The sequence below is a fragment of the Ralstonia pickettii genome, from assembly GCF_001699815.1.
Taxonomy (GTDB): Bacteria; Pseudomonadota; Gammaproteobacteria; order Burkholderiales; family Burkholderiaceae; genus Ralstonia; species Ralstonia thomasii.
In genome coordinates, this window is the sequence record NZ_MCGB01000057.1 from 261,310 (window position 1) to 281,638 (window position 20,329).

Genomic DNA, 20,329 nt, shown 5'->3' on the forward strand with positions numbered 1-20,329 from the left:
ATCAGGCCTCGGCGCTGCGGCCCTTGAGGGCGAACAGCCCCTGCGGACGCTTCTGGATGAACAGCACGATCAGCACCAGCACGATGATCTTCGCCAGCACCGCGCCGTAGAAAGGCTCGATGAACTTGTTGATGAGCCCGAGCCCGAACGCGCCGATGATCGTGCCGGCCAGCTGCCCCACTCCGCCCAGCACCACGGCCATGAACGAATCGATGATGTAGCTCTGGCCAAGGTCCGGCCCGACGTTGCCGATCTGCGAGAGCGCACAGCCGCCCAGCCCGGCAATGCCCGCGCCGAACGCAAACGCGTAGCTGTCGACCTTCCACGTGCGCACGCCAACGCAGGCGGCCATCGTGCGGTTCTGCGTGGTGGCGCGCACGAACAGCCCCAGGCGCGTACGATTGAGCACCGCCCAGGCGATCGCCACCACAGCCAGCGCAAACAGCAGGATGACGAGCCGGTTGTACGGCAGGATCAGCCCGGGATACAGCGCAATGCCGCCGCTCATCCAGCTCGGGTTCGCCACCTCCACGTTCTGCGCACCGAAGATCGAGCGCACCGCCTGCATGAGCAGCAGGCTGATCCCGAAGGTGGCGAGCAGCGTTTCCAGCGGACGGCCGTACAGGTGACGCAGCACCAGCCGTTCCAGCGCAAAACCGACGATGGCCGCCGCCAGGAACGCGGCAGGCAGTGCTGCGGGCAGATACCAGTCGAATGCGCTGGGGAAGTAGGTGCGGAAGATGGTCTGCACCACGTAGGTGGCGTACGCACCGATCATCAGGAACTCACCGTGCGCCATGTTGATGACGCCGATGAGCCCGTAGGTGATGGCCAGCCCGAGCGCCGCCAGCAGCAGCACCGAACCGAGGCTCAGCCCCGCAAACAGGTTGCCGACCAGCTCGGCCTTGCGTTGCTGCGCGGCGAGGCCGTCGAGCGCCTGTTGGGCCGCGGCGCGCAGTTCATCGTCGGCGCCGCTGTCCTTGGCAAGCAACGGGGCGATGCGCTGGCGCGTCTGCGGATTGGTATCGCCCGCAAGCAGCTTGAGCGCTTCGAGCTTCTCGGCATGCGTGCCGTCGTCCAGTGCCAGGTTGGCCCACAGCAGGTCGAGCTTGGCGCGCAGAGCAGTGTCAGTTTCGTGCTTGCGAGCGGCATCGACAATCGGCCGCGATGCTGTCTCGAGATGCGCCAGCAAGGTGTCGACCGCTTGTGCGCGCACGGCACGATCGGGCGATTGCAGCACGAAGCCGCTCGCCGCGCTGTCCACTTGGGCACGCAGGGCATTGTTCAGTGTGAGGGATTGCAGGTCGTCGGCCTTGACGGTGACGGGCTGGCCAGTGATTGCGTCCAGGTATTTCTCGCCGTCCTGACGCACCATGCCGACGGCGGGCGCGAAGAACAGCGCGTCATTCTGCAGAGCTTGCAGGATCGGCCCGGCTTGTTCAGCCGGGGCGGCGGTCAGCGCGTTGAGCGTCTTGACCTTAGCGTCGAAGTCGTCTTCGGCCAGCGGCTTGAGATCGGCCTGGGTCAGGGGTTGTCCGGCAGCCCACGCAGAGGTTTGGGGCATCGCAGCCAGACAGAAGGCGCACAGCAGTGCGGCAAGGGAATGAAACAACCAGCGGGACAAGCGCATCATGGCAATCCGATGCGTGGCGGCCGGTGTTGGGGCCGTCCGCCACGTCGTGCAGCGTCGTTCAAAGGACCGGCCGCGCTGTATGCGCCGCCGGTCCGCCTGATTACTTCACTTCGTCAGGCTTGCCCTCGTTGCCCGAGATGTACGGGCTCCACGGCTTGGCGCGGATCACCGTCGGCGTCTTCCACACGACGTTGAACTGGCCGTCGCCACGCACCTCGCCGATCATGACCGGCTTGCTCAGGTGATGGTTGTTGTTCATCACCAGCGTGAAGCCCGACGGTGCCTTGAACTGCTGGCCGTACATCGCCTTGCGGACCTTGTCCACGTCGGTCGAACCGGCTTTCTCGACAGCCTGCTTCCACATCATGATGCCGACGTAGGTGGCTTCCATCGGGTCGTTGGTGACGCGCTTGTCGCCGCCGGGCAGGTTGTTGGCCTTGACCCATGCAGCCCACTTCTTCTTGAAGTCGTCGTTGACCGGGTTCTTGACCGACATGAAGTAGTTCCATGCGGCCAGATGGCCCACCAGGGGCTTGGTGTCGATGCCGCGCAGTTCTTCTTCACCCACCGAGAAGGCCACCACCGGTACGTCCTTGGCCTTCAGGCCCGCGTTGCCGAGTTCCTTGTAGAACGGCACGTTAGAGTCGCCGTTGATGGTCGACACCACGGCCGTCTTGCCGCCCTGCGCGAACTTCTTGATGTTGGCGACAATGGTCTGATAGTCGGAGTGGCCGAACGGCGTGTAGACCTCTTCGATGTCGCTGTCCTTCACGCCCTTGCTGTGCAGGAACGCACGCAGGATCTTGTTGGTCGTGCGCGGGTAGACGTAATCGGTACCGAGCAGGAAGAAGCGCTTGGCGCCGCCGCCTTCCTTGCTCATCAGGTATTCCACGGCCGGAATGGCCTGCTGGTTGGGTGCCGCGCCGGTGTAGAAGACGTTCTTCGACATCTCTTCGCCTTCGTACTGCACCGGGTAGAACAGCAGGCCATTCAGCTCTTCATAGACCGGCAGCACCGACTTGCGCGACACCGACGTCCAGCAGCCGAACGTCACCGCCACCTTGTCCTGCGTCAGCAGCCCGCGCGCCTTCTCGGCAAACAGCGGCCAGTTCGATGCCGGATCCACCACCACCGGTTCCAGCTTGCGGCCCAGTACGCCGCCGCTCTTGTTGATCTCGTCGATCGTCATCAGCGCGACGTCTTTCAGCGACGTCTCGGAGATGGCCATCGTGCCCGACAGCGAATGCAGGACGCCGACCTTGATCGGTTCTTTTGCCTGAGCAAACGCGAGGCTTGACACGGACAACAGCGTTGCGGCGGCGACGGCAGACAGCTTCAACAGCTCACGACGTTTCATTGCGGCTCCTTGGGTTTATTGGTGGCGAGAACGACTCCCGGGGCCCAAAAGTGCAACTACCGTGCCATCGCATTTGGCTCATTCGAAGGGAAATACGCGCCAAAACGGTGCTGGAACCGCGCCAACTCTGCGCATCTGTTCGTCGGAATGCGCCCGCTTGGGGCGCAGGAAGACAAGCACAAGACAAGCGGAGCGCAAGGACGGGCGATACAAAAAGAAAGGCCGGCATCGCGCCGGCCTCGGGAACTTGAAAAAAGCCAGACTCAGGAATAGCGGCGCGAAATCGATTCGGCGACACACACCGGGCGCTCCTGCCCCTCGCGCTCGATGGTGACGGCCCAGGTCATCTGCGCGCCGGTCAACGTGGGTGCATTCGGCAACGGCGGCAGCGCTTCCATCTCCAACAGCTTGACTCGCGCGCGTACACGGCTGCCCACCGGCACGGGCGCCGTAAAGCGAACCTTGTTCAGGCCGTAGTTCACGCCCATTTTCACGTCGGACATCTCGATCGCGTTGGCCATCAGCATCGGCAGCAGCGACAGCGTCAGAAAACCGTGTGCCACCGGTGCGCCAAACGGCGACTCGCGCCTGGCGCGCTCCACGTCCACGTGAATCCACTGGTGATCGCCCGTGGCCTCGGCAAAGAGGTTCACCTGTTGCTGCGTGATCTCGGTCCAGTCACTCACGGCAACTTCCTGGCCGATCAAACCTTTCAGCTCGTCGAGCGATTCGATGATGCGCATCTGCGTTGTCTCCTTGTTGTGATGCGATGACGTGTCATCAAGCCTTCGGGCGGCGGCCAAACAAGCCCATGCCCGTGACCGTGCACACAAGTTCTCCGCGCTGGTTGCGAGCCTCCCAGCGGTTGACGGCCACGCCGCGGTCCGGCTTTGACTGCGACGGACGCACTTCCATGCAGGTGCTCGACACCGACAGCGTATCGCCCGGATACACCGGCTTCATCCAGCGGATTTCATCCACGCCTGGGGAACCCATGCTGGCTGCCTTGCCGAGGAAGCCGGTGACCATCAGCCGCATCATGATCGAGCAGGTCATCCAGCCGCTCGAAATAATGCCGCCGTAGATGCTGTGCTTGGCGGCCTCTGCATCGATGTGGAATGGCTGCGGATCGTACTGCCGCGCGAAGGTCAGAATCTCGTCTTCGGTGACGGTGTAGGAACCCATCTGCAGCGTGCGCCCGACTTCAAAATCGTCGAAGTAGAACTCGTACGATCGTGTGGCCTCTGCCCTTTCGTTCTCTGCCATGTCGTCTCCTCCAAATGACAACGCCCCGCACGAATGCGGGGCGTTCAGGTTTGCCGTTACGCCGCCTGCTGGAAGCCGGGCAGCGATGTGAAGCGTGCGAGGTGATGATCCACGTCGCCCAGCGTCGTGTTGATCATCGTCAGCCGCTTGAACATGTGCGCGGCGGGCAGTTCGTTCGTCACGCCCATGCCGCCGTGCAGTTGCACCGCTTCCTGGCCAACGTCACGCGCCGCCTGGCCGACACGTGCCTTGGCAGCAGACACATAGCGGCGGCGCGCCTCGACATCGCCATCTTCAAAATGCGCAGCGGCAAGATACGTGATCGAACGCGCCTGCTCGCCATGGATGAACATGTCGACCATGCGATGCTGCAGCGCCTGGAAGCGCGCGATGGGCACGCCAAACTGCTGGCGGGTCTTGGTGTACTCCAGCGTTGCGGCGTTCAGCGCATCGATCAGGCCGATCGCTTCTGCGCACAACAGCACGCAGCCAAGATCGGCTACGGCGTCGATGGTCTCCCACGCTTCGCCGGCCTTGCCCAGCAGCGTTGCCGGCGCGTTGTCGAAGCGGATATCCGCAGCGTGCAGGTTGTCGATCGTGCGGTAATCCTTGACCGTCACGCCGGCGGCATCACGGTCGACCACGAACAGCGACAGGCCCGACGTATCACGCGCTTCGCCGCCCGTGCGCGCCGAGACGATCAGCTTGTCTGCCTGCGCGCCATGCACCACAACCGCCTTCTCGCCGGTGAGCGTCCAGCCGCTGCCCTGCTGCGCAGCACGCGTGGTGACATTGAAAAGCTCGTAACGCGATTGGCGCTCGCCAAAGGCAATGGCCAGCTTCACGGCGCCGCCAGCGACTTCTTCCAGCAACCCTTCCTGGCCGCCCGCGAGCTTCAGCGCCTGGGCACCCAGCACGGTGGCCTGATACGGCTCCACGACCAGGCCGCGGCCCAGTTCCTGCATCACCACCAGCAAGTCCATCGCACGGCCGTCAAAACCGCCTTGTGCTTCGGGCACTGGCAGCGCGGTCAGGCCCAGTTCTGCCAGTGCATCCCAATGGCTCTGCGACACACCTTCCGGCGAATACACCACCTTGTTGCGCGCTTCAAAGCCGTAATCCTTCTCAATGAAGCGGCGCACCGCATCGGCAAGTTGCTTCTGTTCGTCGGTGAACGAGAAATCCATGTTTGTCTCCGCTATGTGTTCTGTCGCCGTTCTGGTCAGACGCCAAGGATCATCTGCGAGATGATGTTGCGCTGGATCTCGTTCGACCCGCCGTAGATCGAGGTCTTGCGATAGTTGAAGTAGTACGGCGCGAGCGGTGCGGCGTCGTTGTCGCCCGTCACGGCCTGCAAGGTGTCGCCTTCGAGGTAGCTCGGATCGAACGGCTGGGCGTACGGCCCCGCGGCCTCGACCATCAACTCGGTCAGCATCTGCTGGATCTGCGTGCCCTTGATCTTGAGCAGCGACGCCTCGGGGCCCGGGCCCTTGCCGGCGTTCTCGCTCGACACCACACGCAGCACCGTCATCTCCAGCGCCAGCAGTTCGATTTCCAGCGAGGCTACCTTGGCACCGAATACCGGATCCTGCAGCAGCGGCTTGCCGTTCTTCTGGTGTTGCTGGGCGACACGCTTGAGAAACGCCAGTTCGCGCTTGGAATTGCCCACACGCGCAATGCCCGTGCGCTCGTGGCCGAGCAGGTACTTGGCGTACGTCCAGCCGCGGTTCTCATCACCGATCAGGTTTTGAACCGGCACCTTCACGTTGTCGAAGAAGACTTCGTTCACCTCGTGCTCTTCGTCGAGCATGATGATCGGGCGCACGGTGATTCCTGGCGTCTTCATATCGATCAACAGGAACGAAATACCCTCTTGCTTCTTCGCGTCCGGATCCGTGCGGACCAGACAGAAGATCATGTCGGCGTGTTGGCCGAGCGTGGTCCACGTCTTCTGGCCGTTGACGATGTAGTGATCGCCTTCGCGCACGGCACGCGTCTTCACCGAGGCCAGATCGGAACCGGACCCCGGCTCCGAATAGCCCTGGCACCACCAATCGGTGCAATCAACGATGCGCGGCAGGAAGTAGCGCTTCTGCGCTTCATTGCCGTACTTCATGATGACGGGCGCGACCATGCTGACGCCGAACGGCAGAACGCCGGGCGCGCCGACCCGCGCGCACTCTTCGTCCCAGATGTGCTTTTGGATGGGGGACCAGCCGGTACCGCCCCACTCGACCGGCCAATGCGGCACCGACCAGCCCTTGCCCGCGAGCGCCTTGTGCCAGCGAACGAAATCTTCGCGGTTCAGGCGCCGGTGGTTCAACACCTTGTCCTGGATGTCCTTGGGCAGATTGGCTTCCAGCCAGCTGCGGACTTCCTGGCGGAACGCATCATCGGCCGCCGAGTAGTTCAGATCCATGCCTGTCTCCTGTGGTTGGCTCCCCACCGTGGCAAATCGGTGGAGAACGTTCTGTCGGACCGGCGCGGACCTGAATCGGGGCTGCTAGTGCACGGGCTGCTTGAGCGCGTCGGGCACCAGCAGCGGCATCACGTCGATGCCTTCCTCCGCCAGTTCCTGCGCTTCCTCCCGAGATGTCGTCCCGCGAATGCCCCGCTCCGGCGCCTCGTTGTAATGCATGCGGCGCGCCTCTTCTGCAAACCGCTCGCCGACGTCCTCGGTATTGGCAAGGACATGGCGCACGGCTTTCAGGTAGAGCTGTTGCAGGGCTGCGGGCGAACCGCCCTCGCCCTCGACCGCCTTGCCGGCCCCGCCCTTCTGGGCGGTCTCCGCACGAGACGACGACAGGTTCAGGCGCGGCGCACTCGGCAAGCGCTCAACCTCGTTGTGACCGCAAACTGGGCACGTCAATAGCCCGCGCTTTTGCTGCGATTGCAAGTCGGCATCGGAGCCGAACCAGCCTTCGAAGCGGTGGTCATTGGCACAACGGAGGTCCAGCACTTTCATGATCGGTCCAGCGCATGGGGACGAGTGTATCCCCGATTCGAAAATTTGTGAACGGTCGTGCTAATTTTTTCGCACGACCGTTCGCCATGATAGCGGCAATAGGAAAACGGTCTGATCAAGCGAGGATCACAAGCGGCTCAGACGGCACCTGGCGTCCATGCTCCGGACAGAATCTTCTCGAGCCAGAACGTGCCGATGATGGTCTTCACGTCGGAAATCTTGCCTTCGCGCACCCAATCGATCAGTTGGCCGGCCGGCGTGACGAAGGTCTCGAGAAATTCGCCTTCATCCAGCATTGCCGCGCCCTGCTTGAGATCGCGCGCGAGATAGATGTCGATGAACTCGGTGGAATACGAAATGACGGGGTGAATGCGCGTGAGGTACTCCCAGCGCTCGGCCGTGTAGCCGGTTTCCTCGCGCAGTTCGCGCTTGCCGCATGTGAGCGCGCCTTCCTGCGGATCCAGCTTGCCGGCGGGGAATTCAATCATCACCTTGCCAACCGGGTAGCGGAACTGACGCTCCATCAGCACCGTACCGTCGTCGAACAACGGGATCATCATTACCGCGCCTGGGTGGATGAGATATTCGCGGCTGGCGTTGCGGCCGTCCGGCAGGCGGACGATGTCGTGCTTGAGCGTGAGAAATTTACCCTGGTGCATCAGCGCGGATGCAACTTGCGTCTCGCGCAGACCGGCGTCGGGGTCCTGCGTCGCATCAGGGGCTTCGTTCAGAGGGGTGTGATCGGACATGGCGCTCTCTCATGCCGAGACAGCGGGAACCTGCCCGGCGGGAATTAACGGGAATCGCGGGGATGGCGAACCAGGTATTGCCACGTAAAGCCCGGAAACGCGAACACCAGCATCAGGCAAGCGGTGATCGCGTAGAACTGCCAACCCTGGGGAAACGCATTACCCTGGCTCGATTCGATACCGAAGCCGATGAGCCCCACCACAACATACATGGCAACCAGCTCGGCGCCGCGCAGCCAGAACGGCTTGCGCGGCCAGCGTGCCGGCACCAGCGCCAGCACGCGTTGATTGACGAACGGCAGGTTGGCACAAATCAGTGCCAACACGATGACAAATAGACCGCCCGTCGATGTGTTCATGGCGCTCCGCGTTTTACGAAGCCAGCGTCAGGCGGATGGCCTGATAGCACACGGCCATCAGGCCAGCCGGGAAGATACCCAGCAACAGCACCAGCAAGCCATTGACCGACAGCAGCGAGCGCAGGCCGAAGGAGGCTTCAACGGGGCCTTCGTCAGCCGGCACATCGAAGTACATGACCTTGATGACACGCAGGTAGTAGAACGCACCCACCAACGAAAACAGCACCGCCACAACGGCCAGCCACGGCATACCGGCATCGACCACCGCACCCAGGACCGACAGCTTGGCGTAGAAGCCAACCGTCGGCGGCAGGCCTGCCAGCGACATCATGATGAACAGCATCAGCAGGGCAAACCACGGGCTCTTCTTCGACAAGCCCTTGAGGTCGGCAATCTCTTCCGCCTCGTAGCCTTTGCGCGCCAGCAGCAGGATGATGCCGAACGCGCCCAGCGCAGTCAGTACGTAGGTGATGGCGTAGAACATCGACGCACTGTAGGCCTGTGCCGTCAGATCCGGCTTGCCGGAACTGACGCCCGACACGAGGCCCAGCAGCAGGAAGCCCATATGCGAGACGGTCGAGTAGCCCAGCAGACGCTTGAAGTTGGTTTGCACAACGCCGGTGATATTGCCGATGGCCAGCGACACAACGGCCAGCACAATCAGCATGTTCTGCCAGTCGAACGCCAGCGGCAGCAGGCCTTCAACCAGAATGCGCAGCGTCATCGCGAACGCAGCAACCTTCGGGGCGCCGGCAATCAGCAACGTCACGGCCGTCGGCGAGCCTTGGTACACGTCCGGCACCCACATGTGGAACGGTGCCACACCCAGCTTGAAGCCGAGCCCGGCAACGATGAACACTACGCCGAACACGAGAATCGTCTTGTTGATCTCGCCGTTCTTGATGGCGTCAAACACCTTGCCCAGTTCCAGCGAGCCGGTGGCGCCATACAGCATCGACATGCCATACAGCAGCAGGCCCGAGGCCAGCGCACCCAGGATGAAATACTTCATGGCCGATTCGGACGACACGTTCGAACGGCGACGCAGCGCAACCAGTGTGTACGACGCCAGCGACAACAATTCAAGGCCCAGATAGAGCACGAGGAAGTTGTTGCCGGTGATCATCACCACCTGGCCGCCCAGTGTGAACAGGGCGAACATGTAGAACTCACCCGCATACATGTCACGGTCGGCCAGATAGCGGCGCGTGTACACCAGCGTGGCAAACAGCGTCAGCGCACAGAACGACGCCAGCACGTTGGCCATCGGATCGATCACCGCCATGTTGCCGAAGACGTAGTGCGTCTCACCGTTCGCAGCGTTCAGCGCAAACCACACCGCCAGCACCAGCGTAATCACCAACGAAACCGGATAGGCCACGCTGCTTCGTTTCTGGCCGCGTGCCAAGTCAATCCAGTTGACGGCACCAATGCCCAGCGCGAGAAAAACGATTGGGGCAAAAGCCGCAATAGAGGAGGACGATTGCATAGTTTCTTCTCGCTGCTTACAGCTTCGACTGAGCCACGTGGGTCAGCAGATTGACCACGGACGCATGCATGACATCGGTGAAGGGCTTCGGATACAGGCCCATGTACAGGGTGGCGATCGCGAGCACGCCCAGCATGAAGAACTCGCGGCAATTCAGGTCCTTCAGCTCGGCCACATGCTTGTGCGTCACATCACCGAAGATCACGCGCTTGACCATCCACAGCGAATACGCTGCGCCAAAGATCAGCGCCGTGGCGGCCAACAAGCCAATCCAGAAGTTGAACTTGACGGAACCCAGGATCACCATGAATTCGCCGACGAAACCGGAGGTTGCCGGCAGGCCGCAGTTGGCCATCGCAAAGAAGACCGACAGCGCCGCAAACTTCGGCATCGTGTTCACCACACCGCCGTAATCGGCAATCTGACGCGAATGCACGCGGTCATACAACACGCCAATACACAGGAACATTGCGCCTGAGATGAAGCCGTGCGAGATCATCTGGACGATACCGCCCTCCACACCGATCTCGTTGAAGATGAAGAAGCCCAGCGTGACGAAGCCCATGTGCGCGATCGACGAATACGCGACCAGCTTCTTCATGTCGGCCTGCACCAGCGCCACCAGACCGATGTAGATCACGGCAACCAGCGAGATCGCGATGATGAACGCGGACAGGCTGTGGCTGGCGTCCGGCGCGATCGGCAGGGAGAACCGCAGGAAACCGTAGGCGCCCAGCTTCAGCATGATGGCAGCCAGCACAACGGAGCCGCCGGTCGGGGCTTCCACGTGGGCGTCCGGCAGCCAGGTGTGCACCGGCCACATCGGCACTTTCACGGCAAAGGCCATGAAAAACGCGAGGAAGATCAGGACCTGCTCGTTCATCGACAGCTTGACCTGATGCCACTGCAGGATTTCGAACGTGCCGCTGTGGAAATACAGATACAACAGCGCAACCAGCGTCAGCAACGAACCAAGCAGCGTGTACAGGAAGAACTTGAATGCCGCGTAGACGCGGTTCGGGCCGCCCCACACACCGATGATGATGTACATCGGGATCAGCGTGGCTTCGAAGAACACGTAGAACAGCAGACCGTCGAGCGACGCAAACACGCCGATCATCAGACCGGACAGGATCAGGAACGCGGCCATGTATTGCGCCACGCGCTCGGTGATGACTTCCCAGGCGGCAATGACGACGATGACGGTGATGAACGCGGTCAGCACCACGAACCACATCGAAATGCCGTCGACTCCAAGGTAGTAGCTGATGTGGAAGCGCTCGATCCACGACGATTTCTCAACGAACTGCATCGCAGCCGTCGTCTTGTCGAAACGCGTGATGAGCGGGAGCGTCATCACGAAGCTGATTACGGAGCCGATCAGCGACATCCAGCGGACATAACCGGGATTGCGGTCTGAGCCCGAGGCCAGCACCAGCACGCCGAAGAAGATCGGCAGCCAGATCGCAAAAGACAGAACCATTTTTGTAATCCCTTATTTGCCTGCCAGAAACACGAAATACGTCAGCAGCCCAACCGTGCCGATGATCATCGCGAACGCATAGTCATAGATGAAGCCGGACTGGAGCAGGCGCACGACGGTCGCGAACCAGCCCACCAGACGCGCGCTGCCGTTGACGACAACACCGTCGATCACACCTTGATCGCCGCCCTTCCACAGGCCACGGCCAAACTTGACCGCACCGTTGGCAAAGACGATCTCGTTGATCTTGTCCATGTAGTACTTGTTGTCCAGCAGCTTGTAGACGCCGGAGAACCGCTTGGCGATTGCTGCCGGAATATCCGGGCGCTTCAAGTAGAAGAACCACGACAGCACCACACCCGCCAGCAGCAGGATGAACGGTGCCGACGTAAAGCCGTGCAGCGCCATCTCGACCCAACCGTGGAAGTCTTCGGCCAGCACCTTCATTGCTTCGTGGTTGTCAGCATTGAAGATGACCTCCGAGAACACAACACCGTGCTTGAAGAACTCGCCGAACAGCATCGGCTGGATTGCCATCGCACCGATGATGACCGAAGGAATCGCGAGCAGCACCAGGGGGACCGTCACCACCCACGGCGACTCGTGCGGCTTCTGACCCGGAGCCAGGCCGTGGTGATGGTCAGCGGTTTCCTCTTCGTCCACGTGATTGCCTTCGTGATGCGAGTGTTCCTTGCCGAAACGCTCTTCACCGTGGAACACCAGGAAATACATGCGGAACGAGTAGAACGCGGTCACGAACACGCCAGCCAGCACAGCCCAGTAGGCAAAGCTGGCGCCCGGCAGGTGCGATTCGCGCACCGCTTCGATGATCGAGTCCTTCGAGTAGAAACCTGCAAAGAACGGCGTGCCAATCAGCGCCAGCGACCCCACCAGCGATGTCAGCCACGTGACCGGCATGTACTTGCGCAAGCCGCCCATGTTGCGCATGTCCTGATCGTGGTGCATGCCGATGATGACCGAGCCCGCGCCGAGGAACAGCAGCGCCTTGAAGAACGCGTGCGTCATCAGGTGGAACACCGCGACTTGGTAAGCCGACGCGCCCAGCGCGACGGTCATGTAACCGAGTTGAGACAGCGTCGAGTACGCCACCACACGCTTGATATCGGTCTGGATGATGCCCAGGAAGCCCATGAACAGCGCGGTAATGGCGCCGATGATCAGCACGAACGACAGCGCGGTGTCCGACAGTTCGAACAGCGGCGACATGCGCGCGACCATGAAGATACCGGCGGTCACCATGGTGGCCGCGTGAATCAGTGCGGAGATCGGGGTCGGGCCTTCCATCGAGTCCGGCAGCCACACGTGCAGCGGGAACTGCGCCGATTTACCCATCGCGCCGATAAACAAGCAGATACAAGCGACCGTCAGCATGTGCCAGTCAGTACCCGGGAAGCCAATCGTGGCCAGGTTGTCGCGGGCAGCGAACACATCGGCGTAGCTCAGGCTACCGCTGTACGCCAGCAACAGGCCGATACCGAGCACGAAGCCGAAGTCACCCACGCGGTTGACCAGGAACGCTTTCATGTTGGCGTAGATGGCCGTCGGACGCTTGAACCAGAAGCCGATCAGCAGGTACGACACCAAACCCACCGCCTCCCAGCCGAAGAACAGCTGCAGGAAATTGTTGCTCATCACGAGCATCAACATCGAAAAGGTGAACAGCGAGATGTACGCGAAGAAACGGTTATAGCCGTCGTCTTCCGCCATGTAGCCAATGGTGTAGATATGCACCATCAGCGAGACGAAGGTCACCACGCACATCATCATCGCCGTGAGCGAATCGATGAGGAAGCCGATTTCCATCTTCAGCGAGCCAACCGTCATCCATCCATAGACGGTGCCGTTGTAACCGGCGCCATTGATGACGTCGGACAGCGTCAGCGCTGACAGAATGAAGGCGATCGCGACACCGAGGATGGTGACGCTGTGGGATGCCGTGCGGCCGATCTTCTCGCCAAAGAACTTGGTGCCGAACAGCCCGGCGATCGCCGCGCCGGCCAGCGGCGCGAGCGGGATCGCCAGCAGCAGGTTGGGATTGAGCGTGGTAGCCATGGAACGCTTCTTTTAGGTGGATGCGGAGGTCAGCCCTTGAGGCTGTCCAGATCGTCGACGTTGATGGTGTCCAGATTACGGAACAGCACCACCAGGATGGCGAGACCGATCGCGGATTCCGCCGCGGCCACCGTCAGGATGAAAAACACGAACACCTGCCCCGCCAGATCGCCCAGGTAATGGGAGAACGCGACGAAGTTCAGGTTGACCGCCAGCAGCATCAGTTCGATCGCCATCAGCAGCACGATGACGTTCTTGCGGTTCAGGAAGATGCCGACGATGCTGATGGCAAACAGCACCGCGCCGAGCACGAGGTAATGGGCAAGGGATAGCGAAGACATATGGGTTCTCCCGGGGCTCAGCTGTTGGATTCAGCCGAAGCTGCGCCAGCCGATTTTTCCGCCGGCATCGAGACCAGACGCACGCGGTCCTTGCGCTTCACGCGGATTTGATCAGACACGTTCTGTGCCTTGGTGTCCTTGCGGCGGCGAGCGGTCAGAGCCACGGCCGCGACAATCGCCAGCAGCAGCACCGCGCCAGCCACTTCAAAGGCGTAGATGTAATCGGTATAGATGAGCTTCCCGAGCGCCTGTGTGTTCGGGCCGGTGAAGCCCTTCGGCAGCTCCTGCACGGGCTGTACGCGCCCCATGAAGGTCTTGGTCAGCACGACAGCCATTTCCAGGATGATGACCACGCCCACGAAGGCTGCCATCGGTACGTAGGTCCAGAAATCGCGTCGCAGGTGTTCGATGTCGATATCGATCATCATCACCACGAACAGGAACAGCACCATCACTGCCCCAACGTAGACCAGCACCAGCGTGATGGCGAGAAACTCCGCCTTGAGCAGCATCCAGATCGCCGCCGCGGTGAAGAACGAGAGCACGAGGAACAGCGCCGCGTGCACCGGGTTCTTCGCGGTGATGACCTTCAGCGCTGCGAGCACCAGCACGAGCGCGAAACAGTAGAAGATGATCGTCGTGATTTCCATGATCCTGGCACGGGCCGTTTTGCGGCACGCGCTTATCCAAAGCCGCGATGGCGTGACGCCACCGCAACTGGTTGGCTCTCGAGGAGCCGTTGTCCAACCGGGATGTCAACTGCACCGCCCGCCAACTGCACGGCGGACGTCCTGACTCAGCGGTACTTCGCGTCGGCCGCCTTGTTGGCCGCAATTTCCGGCTCGAAGCGATCACCCACGGCCAGCAGCATGTCTTTGGTGAAATACAGGTCGCCGCGCTTTTCACCGTGGTATTCCAGGATGTGCGTCTCGACGATGGCGTCCACCGGGCAAGCCTCTTCACAGAAGCCGCAGAAAATACACTTGGTCAGGTCGATGTCGTAGCGCGTGGTGCGGCGAGTGCCGTCGTCGCGCTGATCCGATTCGATCGTGATGGCCAGGGCCGGGCACACGGCTTCACACAGCTTGCAAGCGATGCAGCGTTCTTCGCCATTCGGATAGCGACGCAGTGCATGCAGGCCGCGGAAGCGCGGCGACAGCGGCGTCTTCTCTTCCGGAAAGAGAACAGTGATCTTGCGCGCAAACAGATAGCGCCCGGTCAGAGCCAGCCCCTTGAAGAGTTCCTTCAGGAGCAGGCTGTTAAAGAATTCCTTGATGGCAAGCAACATGGTGCCTTCCTATTGTCCCGTTACTTCCAGATGTTCCACGGCGACACCAACCAGATGGCGACGACGACAAGCCAGCCCACAGTGAGCGGAATGAAGATCTTCCAGCCCAGACGCATGATCTGGTCATAGCGATAACGCGGGAACGATGCACGCAGCCAGATGAAGACCGACAGCAGCAGGAAAACCTTGATCAGCAGCCAGAAGAAGCCCGGAATCCAGTTGAGGACCGGTGCGTCGATCGGCGAAGCCCAGCCGCCCAGGAACAGCGTCGCCGTCAGCGCCGAGATCACGATCATGTTGATGTACTCGGCCAGGAAGAACAGCGCGAACGCCATGCCCGAGTATTCGATCATGTGGCCGGCCACGATTTCGGATTCACCTTCCACCACGTCAAACGGATGGCGGTTCGTTTCAGCTACACCCGAGATGAAGTAGACGCCGAACATCGGCAGCAGCGGCAGCCAGTTCCACGACAGGATGTTGATACCGTGACCTGCAAAGAAACCGCGGTTCTGCGAGTTGACGATGTCCGACAGGTTCAGGCTGCCCGTTACCATCAGCACGGTCACGAGCGCGAAGCCCATGGCGATTTCGTACGAAATCATTTGTGCCGAAGCACGCATCGCACCCAGGAACGCGTACTTCGAGTTCGAAGCCCAGCCCGCCAGAATCACGCCGTATACGCCCACCGAGCTGATCGCCATCACGTACAGCAGGCCAGCGTTGATGTTCGACACCATCGCCTCGGCCTGGAACGGAATCACCGCCCAGATCGCCACGGCGGGCATCAGCACCATCAGCGGCGCGATGATGTACATGCCACGGCTGACCGCGCTCGGCACCATGACTTCCTTGAGCAGCAGCTTGAGCACGTCGGCAATCGGCTGCAGCAGGCCCATCGGGCCCACGCGGTTCGGGCCCAGACGCACGTGCATCCAGCCGATGAGCTTGCGCTCCCACAGGATCAGGTAAGCCACGCACAGCAGCAGCGGCAGAATGATGCAGACCGCACGGACCAGCGTCCAGACCAGCGGCCACCAGCCACCGAAGGTGGCGGTACCGAAAGAAGTAATCGACTCGATCATGTTGACCCTTACACCGTAGCCGCCAGCGCGGACGATTCAACCTTCTCAACGCTTACCGCCCCGAACATGGCACCCAGCTGAGCCGACGCCTCGGTAGCGGCGGGCACACGGATCACGCCGGAAGCCAGCGACTTGTCCAGCACGGCCGGCAGCACCACGCTGCGCTGCCCTTGCGTCACGCGCACGGCGTCACCATTGGCCAAGCCCAGTTGTGCGTAGAGATCGGCCGGCACGCCAGCGCGCACGGCCGCGCGTGCCGCAGCCGTCAGTTGCAGAGAACCAGCGCGGCGCACGATCGGATCAGCGTGGTAGATCGGCACATCGGCCAGACGTTCGAGGCCTGCTGCGGCGGCGGCCGGAGCAGCGGTCAGCGCCGTCGTCGTGTTCGACAAACGGGCGGTGACCGGCTTGGCCAGTACTTCGTCGCGCACCACTTCGGAGCTGTCGTATTCGAAGCCCGACACGTTCAGCAGGTTGCCCAGCACGCGCAGGACCTTCCACGCCGGACGCGAATCGCCCAGGCTGCGCACAACGCCGTTGAAGCTTTGCGGCAGACCTTCGCAGTTCACAAAGGTGCCCGAGGTTTCCGTGAACGGCGCCGTCGGCAGCAGCACGTCGGCGTACTCGAGTGCAGCGCGGGAGGCAAACGGCGCCAGCACGATCACCGTGTCAGCCTGGTCCAGTGCCGCACGGGCCTGCCCAGGGTTCGCGGTATCGAATTCCGGCTCGGCACCCAGCAGCACGTAAGCACGACGCGGTTGCGCCAGCATGGCGGCGGCGTCCAGACCATTGCCTTGCGGCAACGCACCGGCAACGTAGCCGCCCACGGTGTTGGCCGCTTCCGTCAGGAAACCCAGCGTCGCGCCGGTCTGCTGCGCCACCCACTGGGCCAGCGCATGCAGTTGCGAGAACTGCGGATGCGCCACAGCAGCGTTACCGAGGAACACAGCCTTACGCTCTCCCGACGCAAGGCTCGCAGCGATGCGCTTGGCAACGTCACCGGCTTCGATGCTATCGGTGCCACCCGGGCGGGCAACGTTGTTGGCAGCCGCCACCGCCACCGCAACTTGCGACAGCAGCGACAGCCATTGCGACGGCGCGCCCAGCAACTGCGTAGCAGGCATCAGCAAATCTTCGCCACCTGCGCCGATCACGCTCAGTTGCGCACCCTTCTTGCCTGCCTGACGCAGACGCGCGGCCAGCAGCGGGTGATCCTTGCGCAGGAAAGAGCCTACGACCAGCGTACGCTGCAGCAGCGACACGTCGGCGATCGGCATGCCGAGCCACGGAGCGCCCGTCGGCTTGACCGAGAAATCGGACTGACGCAGACGGAAGTCGACGTTGTCGCTGCCAATGCCGCGCACCAGTTTTTGCAACAGGAACAGCTCTTCCAGCGTGCTGTGCGGGCTGGCCAATGCACCAATCTGCTCTGCGCCGTGATCACGCTTGATTTCGTTGAGGCCGTTGGCCACGTATTCCAGCGCGGTGGTCCAGTCGACCGCCTTCCACTGACCGCCTTGCTTGAGCATCGGCTGGGTCAGGCGGTCGTCGCTATTCACGCCTTCATAGGCGAAACGGTCCTTATCGGACAGCCAGCATTCGTTGATGGCTTCGTTGTCCAGCGGCAGAACGCGCATCACACGCTGATTCTTCGTCTGGACGATCACGTTGGCGCCCAGGCCATCGTGCGGCGACACCGACTTGCGGCGTGCCAGTTCCCACGTACGGGCCGAATAGCGGAACGGCTTGCTGGTCAGCGCACCAACGGGGCACAGGTCGATCATGTTGCCCGACAACTCGGAGTCAACGGTCTGACCGACGAACGTCGTGATCTCGGAATGCTCGCCGCGGTTGAGCATGCCCAGTTCCATCACGCCGGCAATTTCCTGGCCGAAACGGACGCAGCGCGTACAGTGAATGCAGCGCGTCATTTCTTCCATAGAGATCAGCGGGCCCACATTCTTGTGGAACACCACACGCTTCTCTTCCTGGTAGCGCGATTCAGACTTGCCGTAGCCCACGGCCAAGTCCTGCAACTGGCACTCGCCGCCCTGGTCACAGATCGGGCAATCCAGCGGGTGGTTGATCAGCAGGAACTCCATCACGGACTTCTGCGCCTTCACTGCCTTCTCGGAATTTGTGAAGACCTTCATGCCCGCGGTGACGGGCGTGGCGCAGGCCGGCAGCGCCTTGGGCGCCTTCTCGACCTCGACCAGGCACATCCGGCAGTTGGCCGCGACCGACAGTTTGCGGTGATAGCAGAAGTGAGGAATGTAGGTGCCCGTCTGGCGAGCCGCCTCCATCACCAGGCTGCCTTCGGCAACCTCGACCTTCTTGCCATCGATTTCGATTTCAACCATGTTCTGCCACGCTTAAATGTAGGTGGGCACCATGCACTGCTTGTGTTCGACGTGATACGCGAACTCATCCCAGTAGTGCTTGAGCATGCCGCGGACCGGCATCGCAGCGGCATCGCCGAGTGCGCAGATGGTCCGGCCCATGATGTTTTCGGCCACGTTGTTCAGCAGGTCCAGGTCTTCCTGGCGGCCCTTGCCGTGCTCGATGCGGTCGACCACGCGGTACAGCCAGCCCGTGCCTTCGCGGCACGGTGTGCACTGGCCGCACGACTCTTCGAAATAGAAGTACGACAGGCGCAGCAGCGACTTCACCATGCAACGCGTTTCGTCCATCACGATCACTGCACCCGAGCCCAGCATCGAACCAGCCTTGGCGATCGAGTCGTAGTCCATGTCGGAGGCCATCATCAGGTCGGCCGGCACCACGGGCGCCGACGAACCACCCGGGATGACCGCCTTGAGTTTCTTGCCACCGCGCATGCCACCGGCCAGCTCCAGCAGCTTGGAGAACGGCGTGCCGAGCGGAATCTCGTAGTTGCCCGGACGCTCCACGTCGCCGGACACAGAGAAGATCTTCGAGCCACCGTTGTTCGGCTTGCCCATCTTCAGGTAGTTGTCCGGACCGATCGCGAGCAGGAACGGCACCGCGGCAAAGGTTTCGGTGTTGTTGATGGTGGTCGGCTTGCCGTACAGGCCAAAGCTTGCCGGGAACGGCGGCTTGAAGCGCGGCTGGCCCTTCTTGCCTTCCAGCGACTCGAGCAGCGCGGTCTCTTCGCCGCAGATGTACGCGCCATAGCCATGGTGCGCATGCAGCTGGAAGTTGAAGCCGGACCCCAGGATGTTGTCACCGAGGAAGCCTGCAGCGCGCGCCTCTTCTAGGGCCTGCTCGAAGATCTTGTATTCGTTCCAGATCTCGCCGTGGATGTAGTTGTAGCCAACGGTGATGCCCATCGCGTAGCCGCCGATGGCCATGCCTTCGATCAGCGCGTGCGGGTTGTAACGGATGATGTCGCGATCCTTGAACGTCCCCGGCTCGCCTTCGTCCGTGTTGCAGACTAGATACTTCTGGCCCGGGAACTGGCGCGGCATGAAACTCCACTTCAGACCGGTCGGGAAGCCCGCACCGCCCCGGCCACGCAGGCCCGACGCCTTCACGTCGGCAATGACCTGCTCTGGGGTGATCTTCTCGGTGAGGATGCGCTTGAGCTGTTGATAGCCGCCACGCTTGACGTAATCTTCGAGGTGCCAGTTGTCGCCGTTCAGGCCGGCAAGAATCAACGGCTGGATATGTCGATCGTGCAGAGAGGTCATTTACTTGCCTGCTCCGTTGGTCGGCGCCTTCGACTGGAGGTCGGCGATCAGCGCGTCGAGCTTCTCGTTGCTCATGAAGCTGCACATGTGGGTGTTGTTGACGATCATGACCGGCGCATCACCGCACGCGCCCATGCACTCGCCTTCCTTCAGCGTGAAGGTGCCGTCGGCGGTGGTCTCGTTGAAACCGATGCCCAGCTTCTTCTTCAGGTAGTCGGCAGCACGCTCGCCGCCCGACAGCGCGCACGGCAGATTCGTGCACACCGACAGCTTGAAGCGGCCCACCGGCTTGGTGTCGTACATGTTGTAGAACGTCGCCACTTCCTCGACCCACACCGGCGGCATTTCGAGGTACTCGGCCACGAACTGCATGACTTCGGGCGAGACCCAGCCTTTCTCGCTCTGCGCGACCGCCAGCGCCGCCATCACGGCGGACTGCTTCTGGTCGGCGGGATATTTCGCGACCGCCCGGTCGATTTCCTTGAGAGCTTCTGCTGATAGCATGTTCGTTGCGATTGGTGCGGGACGCGGGGCGTGTTACCTAACTACCTTACCCCGGCGTGCGTCCTCGTT

19 protein-coding genes are annotated in these 20,329 nt (G+C 61.8%); all 19 read right to left on the reverse strand.

What is annotated here, in order from left to right; translation table 11 throughout:
• Nucleotide 1: 1 nt before the first annotated feature.
• A complete protein-coding gene (gene urtB / locus BEK68_RS09115; protein WP_012436058.1) occupies nucleotides 2-1,633 on the reverse strand; it encodes an urea ABC transporter permease subunit UrtB in 1,632 nt (543 codons plus the stop codon).
• Nucleotides 1,634-1,733: 100 nt separating this feature from the next.
• The gene (gene urtA / locus BEK68_RS09120) at nucleotides 1,734-2,990 is read right to left on the reverse strand and encodes an urea ABC transporter substrate-binding protein (RefSeq protein WP_004630766.1); all 1,257 of its coding nucleotides are present in this window, start codon (nucleotides 2,988-2,990) and stop codon (nucleotides 1,734-1,736) included.
• A 263-nt stretch (nucleotides 2,991-3,253) separates the two neighbouring features.
• Nucleotides 3,254-3,733: a MaoC family dehydratase gene (locus tag BEK68_RS09125; protein WP_004630769.1), complete on the reverse strand. Its 480-nt coding sequence runs from the start codon at nucleotides 3,731-3,733 to the stop codon at nucleotides 3,254-3,256.
• A gap of 37 nt (nucleotides 3,734-3,770) precedes the next feature.
• Complete coding sequence (locus BEK68_RS09130) at nucleotides 3,771-4,256, reverse strand: MaoC family dehydratase (RefSeq protein ID WP_012436059.1); 486 nt, start codon at nucleotides 4,254-4,256, stop codon at nucleotides 3,771-3,773.
• A 56-nt stretch (nucleotides 4,257-4,312) separates the two neighbouring features.
• Complete coding sequence (locus BEK68_RS09135) at nucleotides 4,313-5,443, reverse strand: acyl-CoA dehydrogenase family protein (RefSeq protein ID WP_012436060.1); 1,131 nt, start codon at nucleotides 5,441-5,443, stop codon at nucleotides 4,313-4,315.
• Nucleotides 5,444-5,478: 35 nt separating this feature from the next.
• Complete coding sequence (locus BEK68_RS09140; protein WP_004630775.1) at nucleotides 5,479-6,675, reverse strand: acyl-CoA dehydrogenase family protein; 1,197 nt, start codon at nucleotides 6,673-6,675, stop codon at nucleotides 5,479-5,481.
• Between the two features lie 84 nt (nucleotides 6,676-6,759).
• Entirely contained in the window at nucleotides 6,760-7,221 is a 462-nt protein-coding gene (locus tag BEK68_RS09145) for a DUF1178 family protein (protein WP_004630778.1), read from the reverse strand.
• Between the two features lie 137 nt (nucleotides 7,222-7,358).
• The gene (locus tag BEK68_RS09150) at nucleotides 7,359-7,970 is read right to left on the reverse strand and encodes an NUDIX domain-containing protein (RefSeq protein WP_004630779.1); all 612 of its coding nucleotides are present in this window, start codon (nucleotides 7,968-7,970) and stop codon (nucleotides 7,359-7,361) included.
• A gap of 44 nt (nucleotides 7,971-8,014) precedes the next feature.
• Nucleotides 8,015-8,329, reverse strand: coding sequence for a DUF2818 family protein (locus BEK68_RS09155; RefSeq protein ID WP_012436061.1), 315 nt, complete (start codon nucleotides 8,327-8,329; stop codon nucleotides 8,015-8,017).
• Nucleotides 8,330-8,342: 13 nt separating this feature from the next.
• Nucleotides 8,343-9,818, reverse strand: coding sequence for an NADH-quinone oxidoreductase subunit NuoN (nuoN, locus tag BEK68_RS09160; protein ID WP_004630783.1), 1,476 nt, complete (start codon nucleotides 9,816-9,818; stop codon nucleotides 8,343-8,345).
• A gap of 16 nt (nucleotides 9,819-9,834) precedes the next feature.
• Entirely contained in the window at nucleotides 9,835-11,301 is a 1,467-nt protein-coding gene (locus BEK68_RS09165) for an NADH-quinone oxidoreductase subunit M (RefSeq protein ID WP_004630785.1), read from the reverse strand.
• Between the two features lie 12 nt (nucleotides 11,302-11,313).
• Entirely contained in the window at nucleotides 11,314-13,374 is a 2,061-nt protein-coding gene (gene nuoL / locus BEK68_RS09170) for an NADH-quinone oxidoreductase subunit L (protein ID WP_012436062.1), read from the reverse strand.
• Between the two features lie 29 nt (nucleotides 13,375-13,403).
• Nucleotides 13,404-13,715 (reverse strand): NADH-quinone oxidoreductase subunit NuoK, encoded by a 312-nt coding sequence (nuoK, locus tag BEK68_RS09175; RefSeq protein ID WP_004630788.1) that lies wholly within the window; start codon nucleotides 13,713-13,715, stop codon nucleotides 13,404-13,406.
• A 17-nt stretch (nucleotides 13,716-13,732) separates the two neighbouring features.
• Nucleotides 13,733-14,365 (reverse strand): NADH-quinone oxidoreductase subunit J, encoded by a 633-nt coding sequence (locus tag BEK68_RS09180; protein ID WP_004630790.1) that lies wholly within the window; start codon nucleotides 14,363-14,365, stop codon nucleotides 13,733-13,735.
• A 146-nt stretch (nucleotides 14,366-14,511) separates the two neighbouring features.
• Nucleotides 14,512-15,003, reverse strand: coding sequence for an NADH-quinone oxidoreductase subunit NuoI (gene nuoI / locus BEK68_RS09185; RefSeq protein ID WP_003261939.1), 492 nt, complete (start codon nucleotides 15,001-15,003; stop codon nucleotides 14,512-14,514).
• Between the two features lie 20 nt (nucleotides 15,004-15,023).
• On the reverse strand, nucleotides 15,024-16,088 hold the full coding sequence (nuoH, locus tag BEK68_RS09190; RefSeq protein ID WP_012436063.1) for an NADH-quinone oxidoreductase subunit NuoH: 1,065 nt from the start codon (nucleotides 16,086-16,088) through the stop codon (nucleotides 15,024-15,026).
• An 8-nt stretch (nucleotides 16,089-16,096) separates the two neighbouring features.
• Nucleotides 16,097-18,448 carry an NADH-quinone oxidoreductase subunit NuoG gene (nuoG, locus tag BEK68_RS09195; RefSeq protein ID WP_012436064.1) on the reverse strand — a complete coding sequence of 784 codons (2,352 nt, stop codon included), beginning with the start codon at nucleotides 18,446-18,448 and terminating at the stop codon, nucleotides 16,097-16,099.
• A 12-nt stretch (nucleotides 18,449-18,460) separates the two neighbouring features.
• The gene (nuoF, locus tag BEK68_RS09200; protein WP_004630799.1) at nucleotides 18,461-19,756 is read right to left on the reverse strand and encodes an NADH-quinone oxidoreductase subunit NuoF; all 1,296 of its coding nucleotides are present in this window, start codon (nucleotides 19,754-19,756) and stop codon (nucleotides 18,461-18,463) included.
• The gene (gene nuoE, locus BEK68_RS09205) at nucleotides 19,757-20,260 is read right to left on the reverse strand and encodes an NADH-quinone oxidoreductase subunit NuoE (protein WP_012436065.1); all 504 of its coding nucleotides are present in this window, start codon (nucleotides 20,258-20,260) and stop codon (nucleotides 19,757-19,759) included.
• Nucleotides 20,261-20,329: the final 69 nt, after the last annotated feature.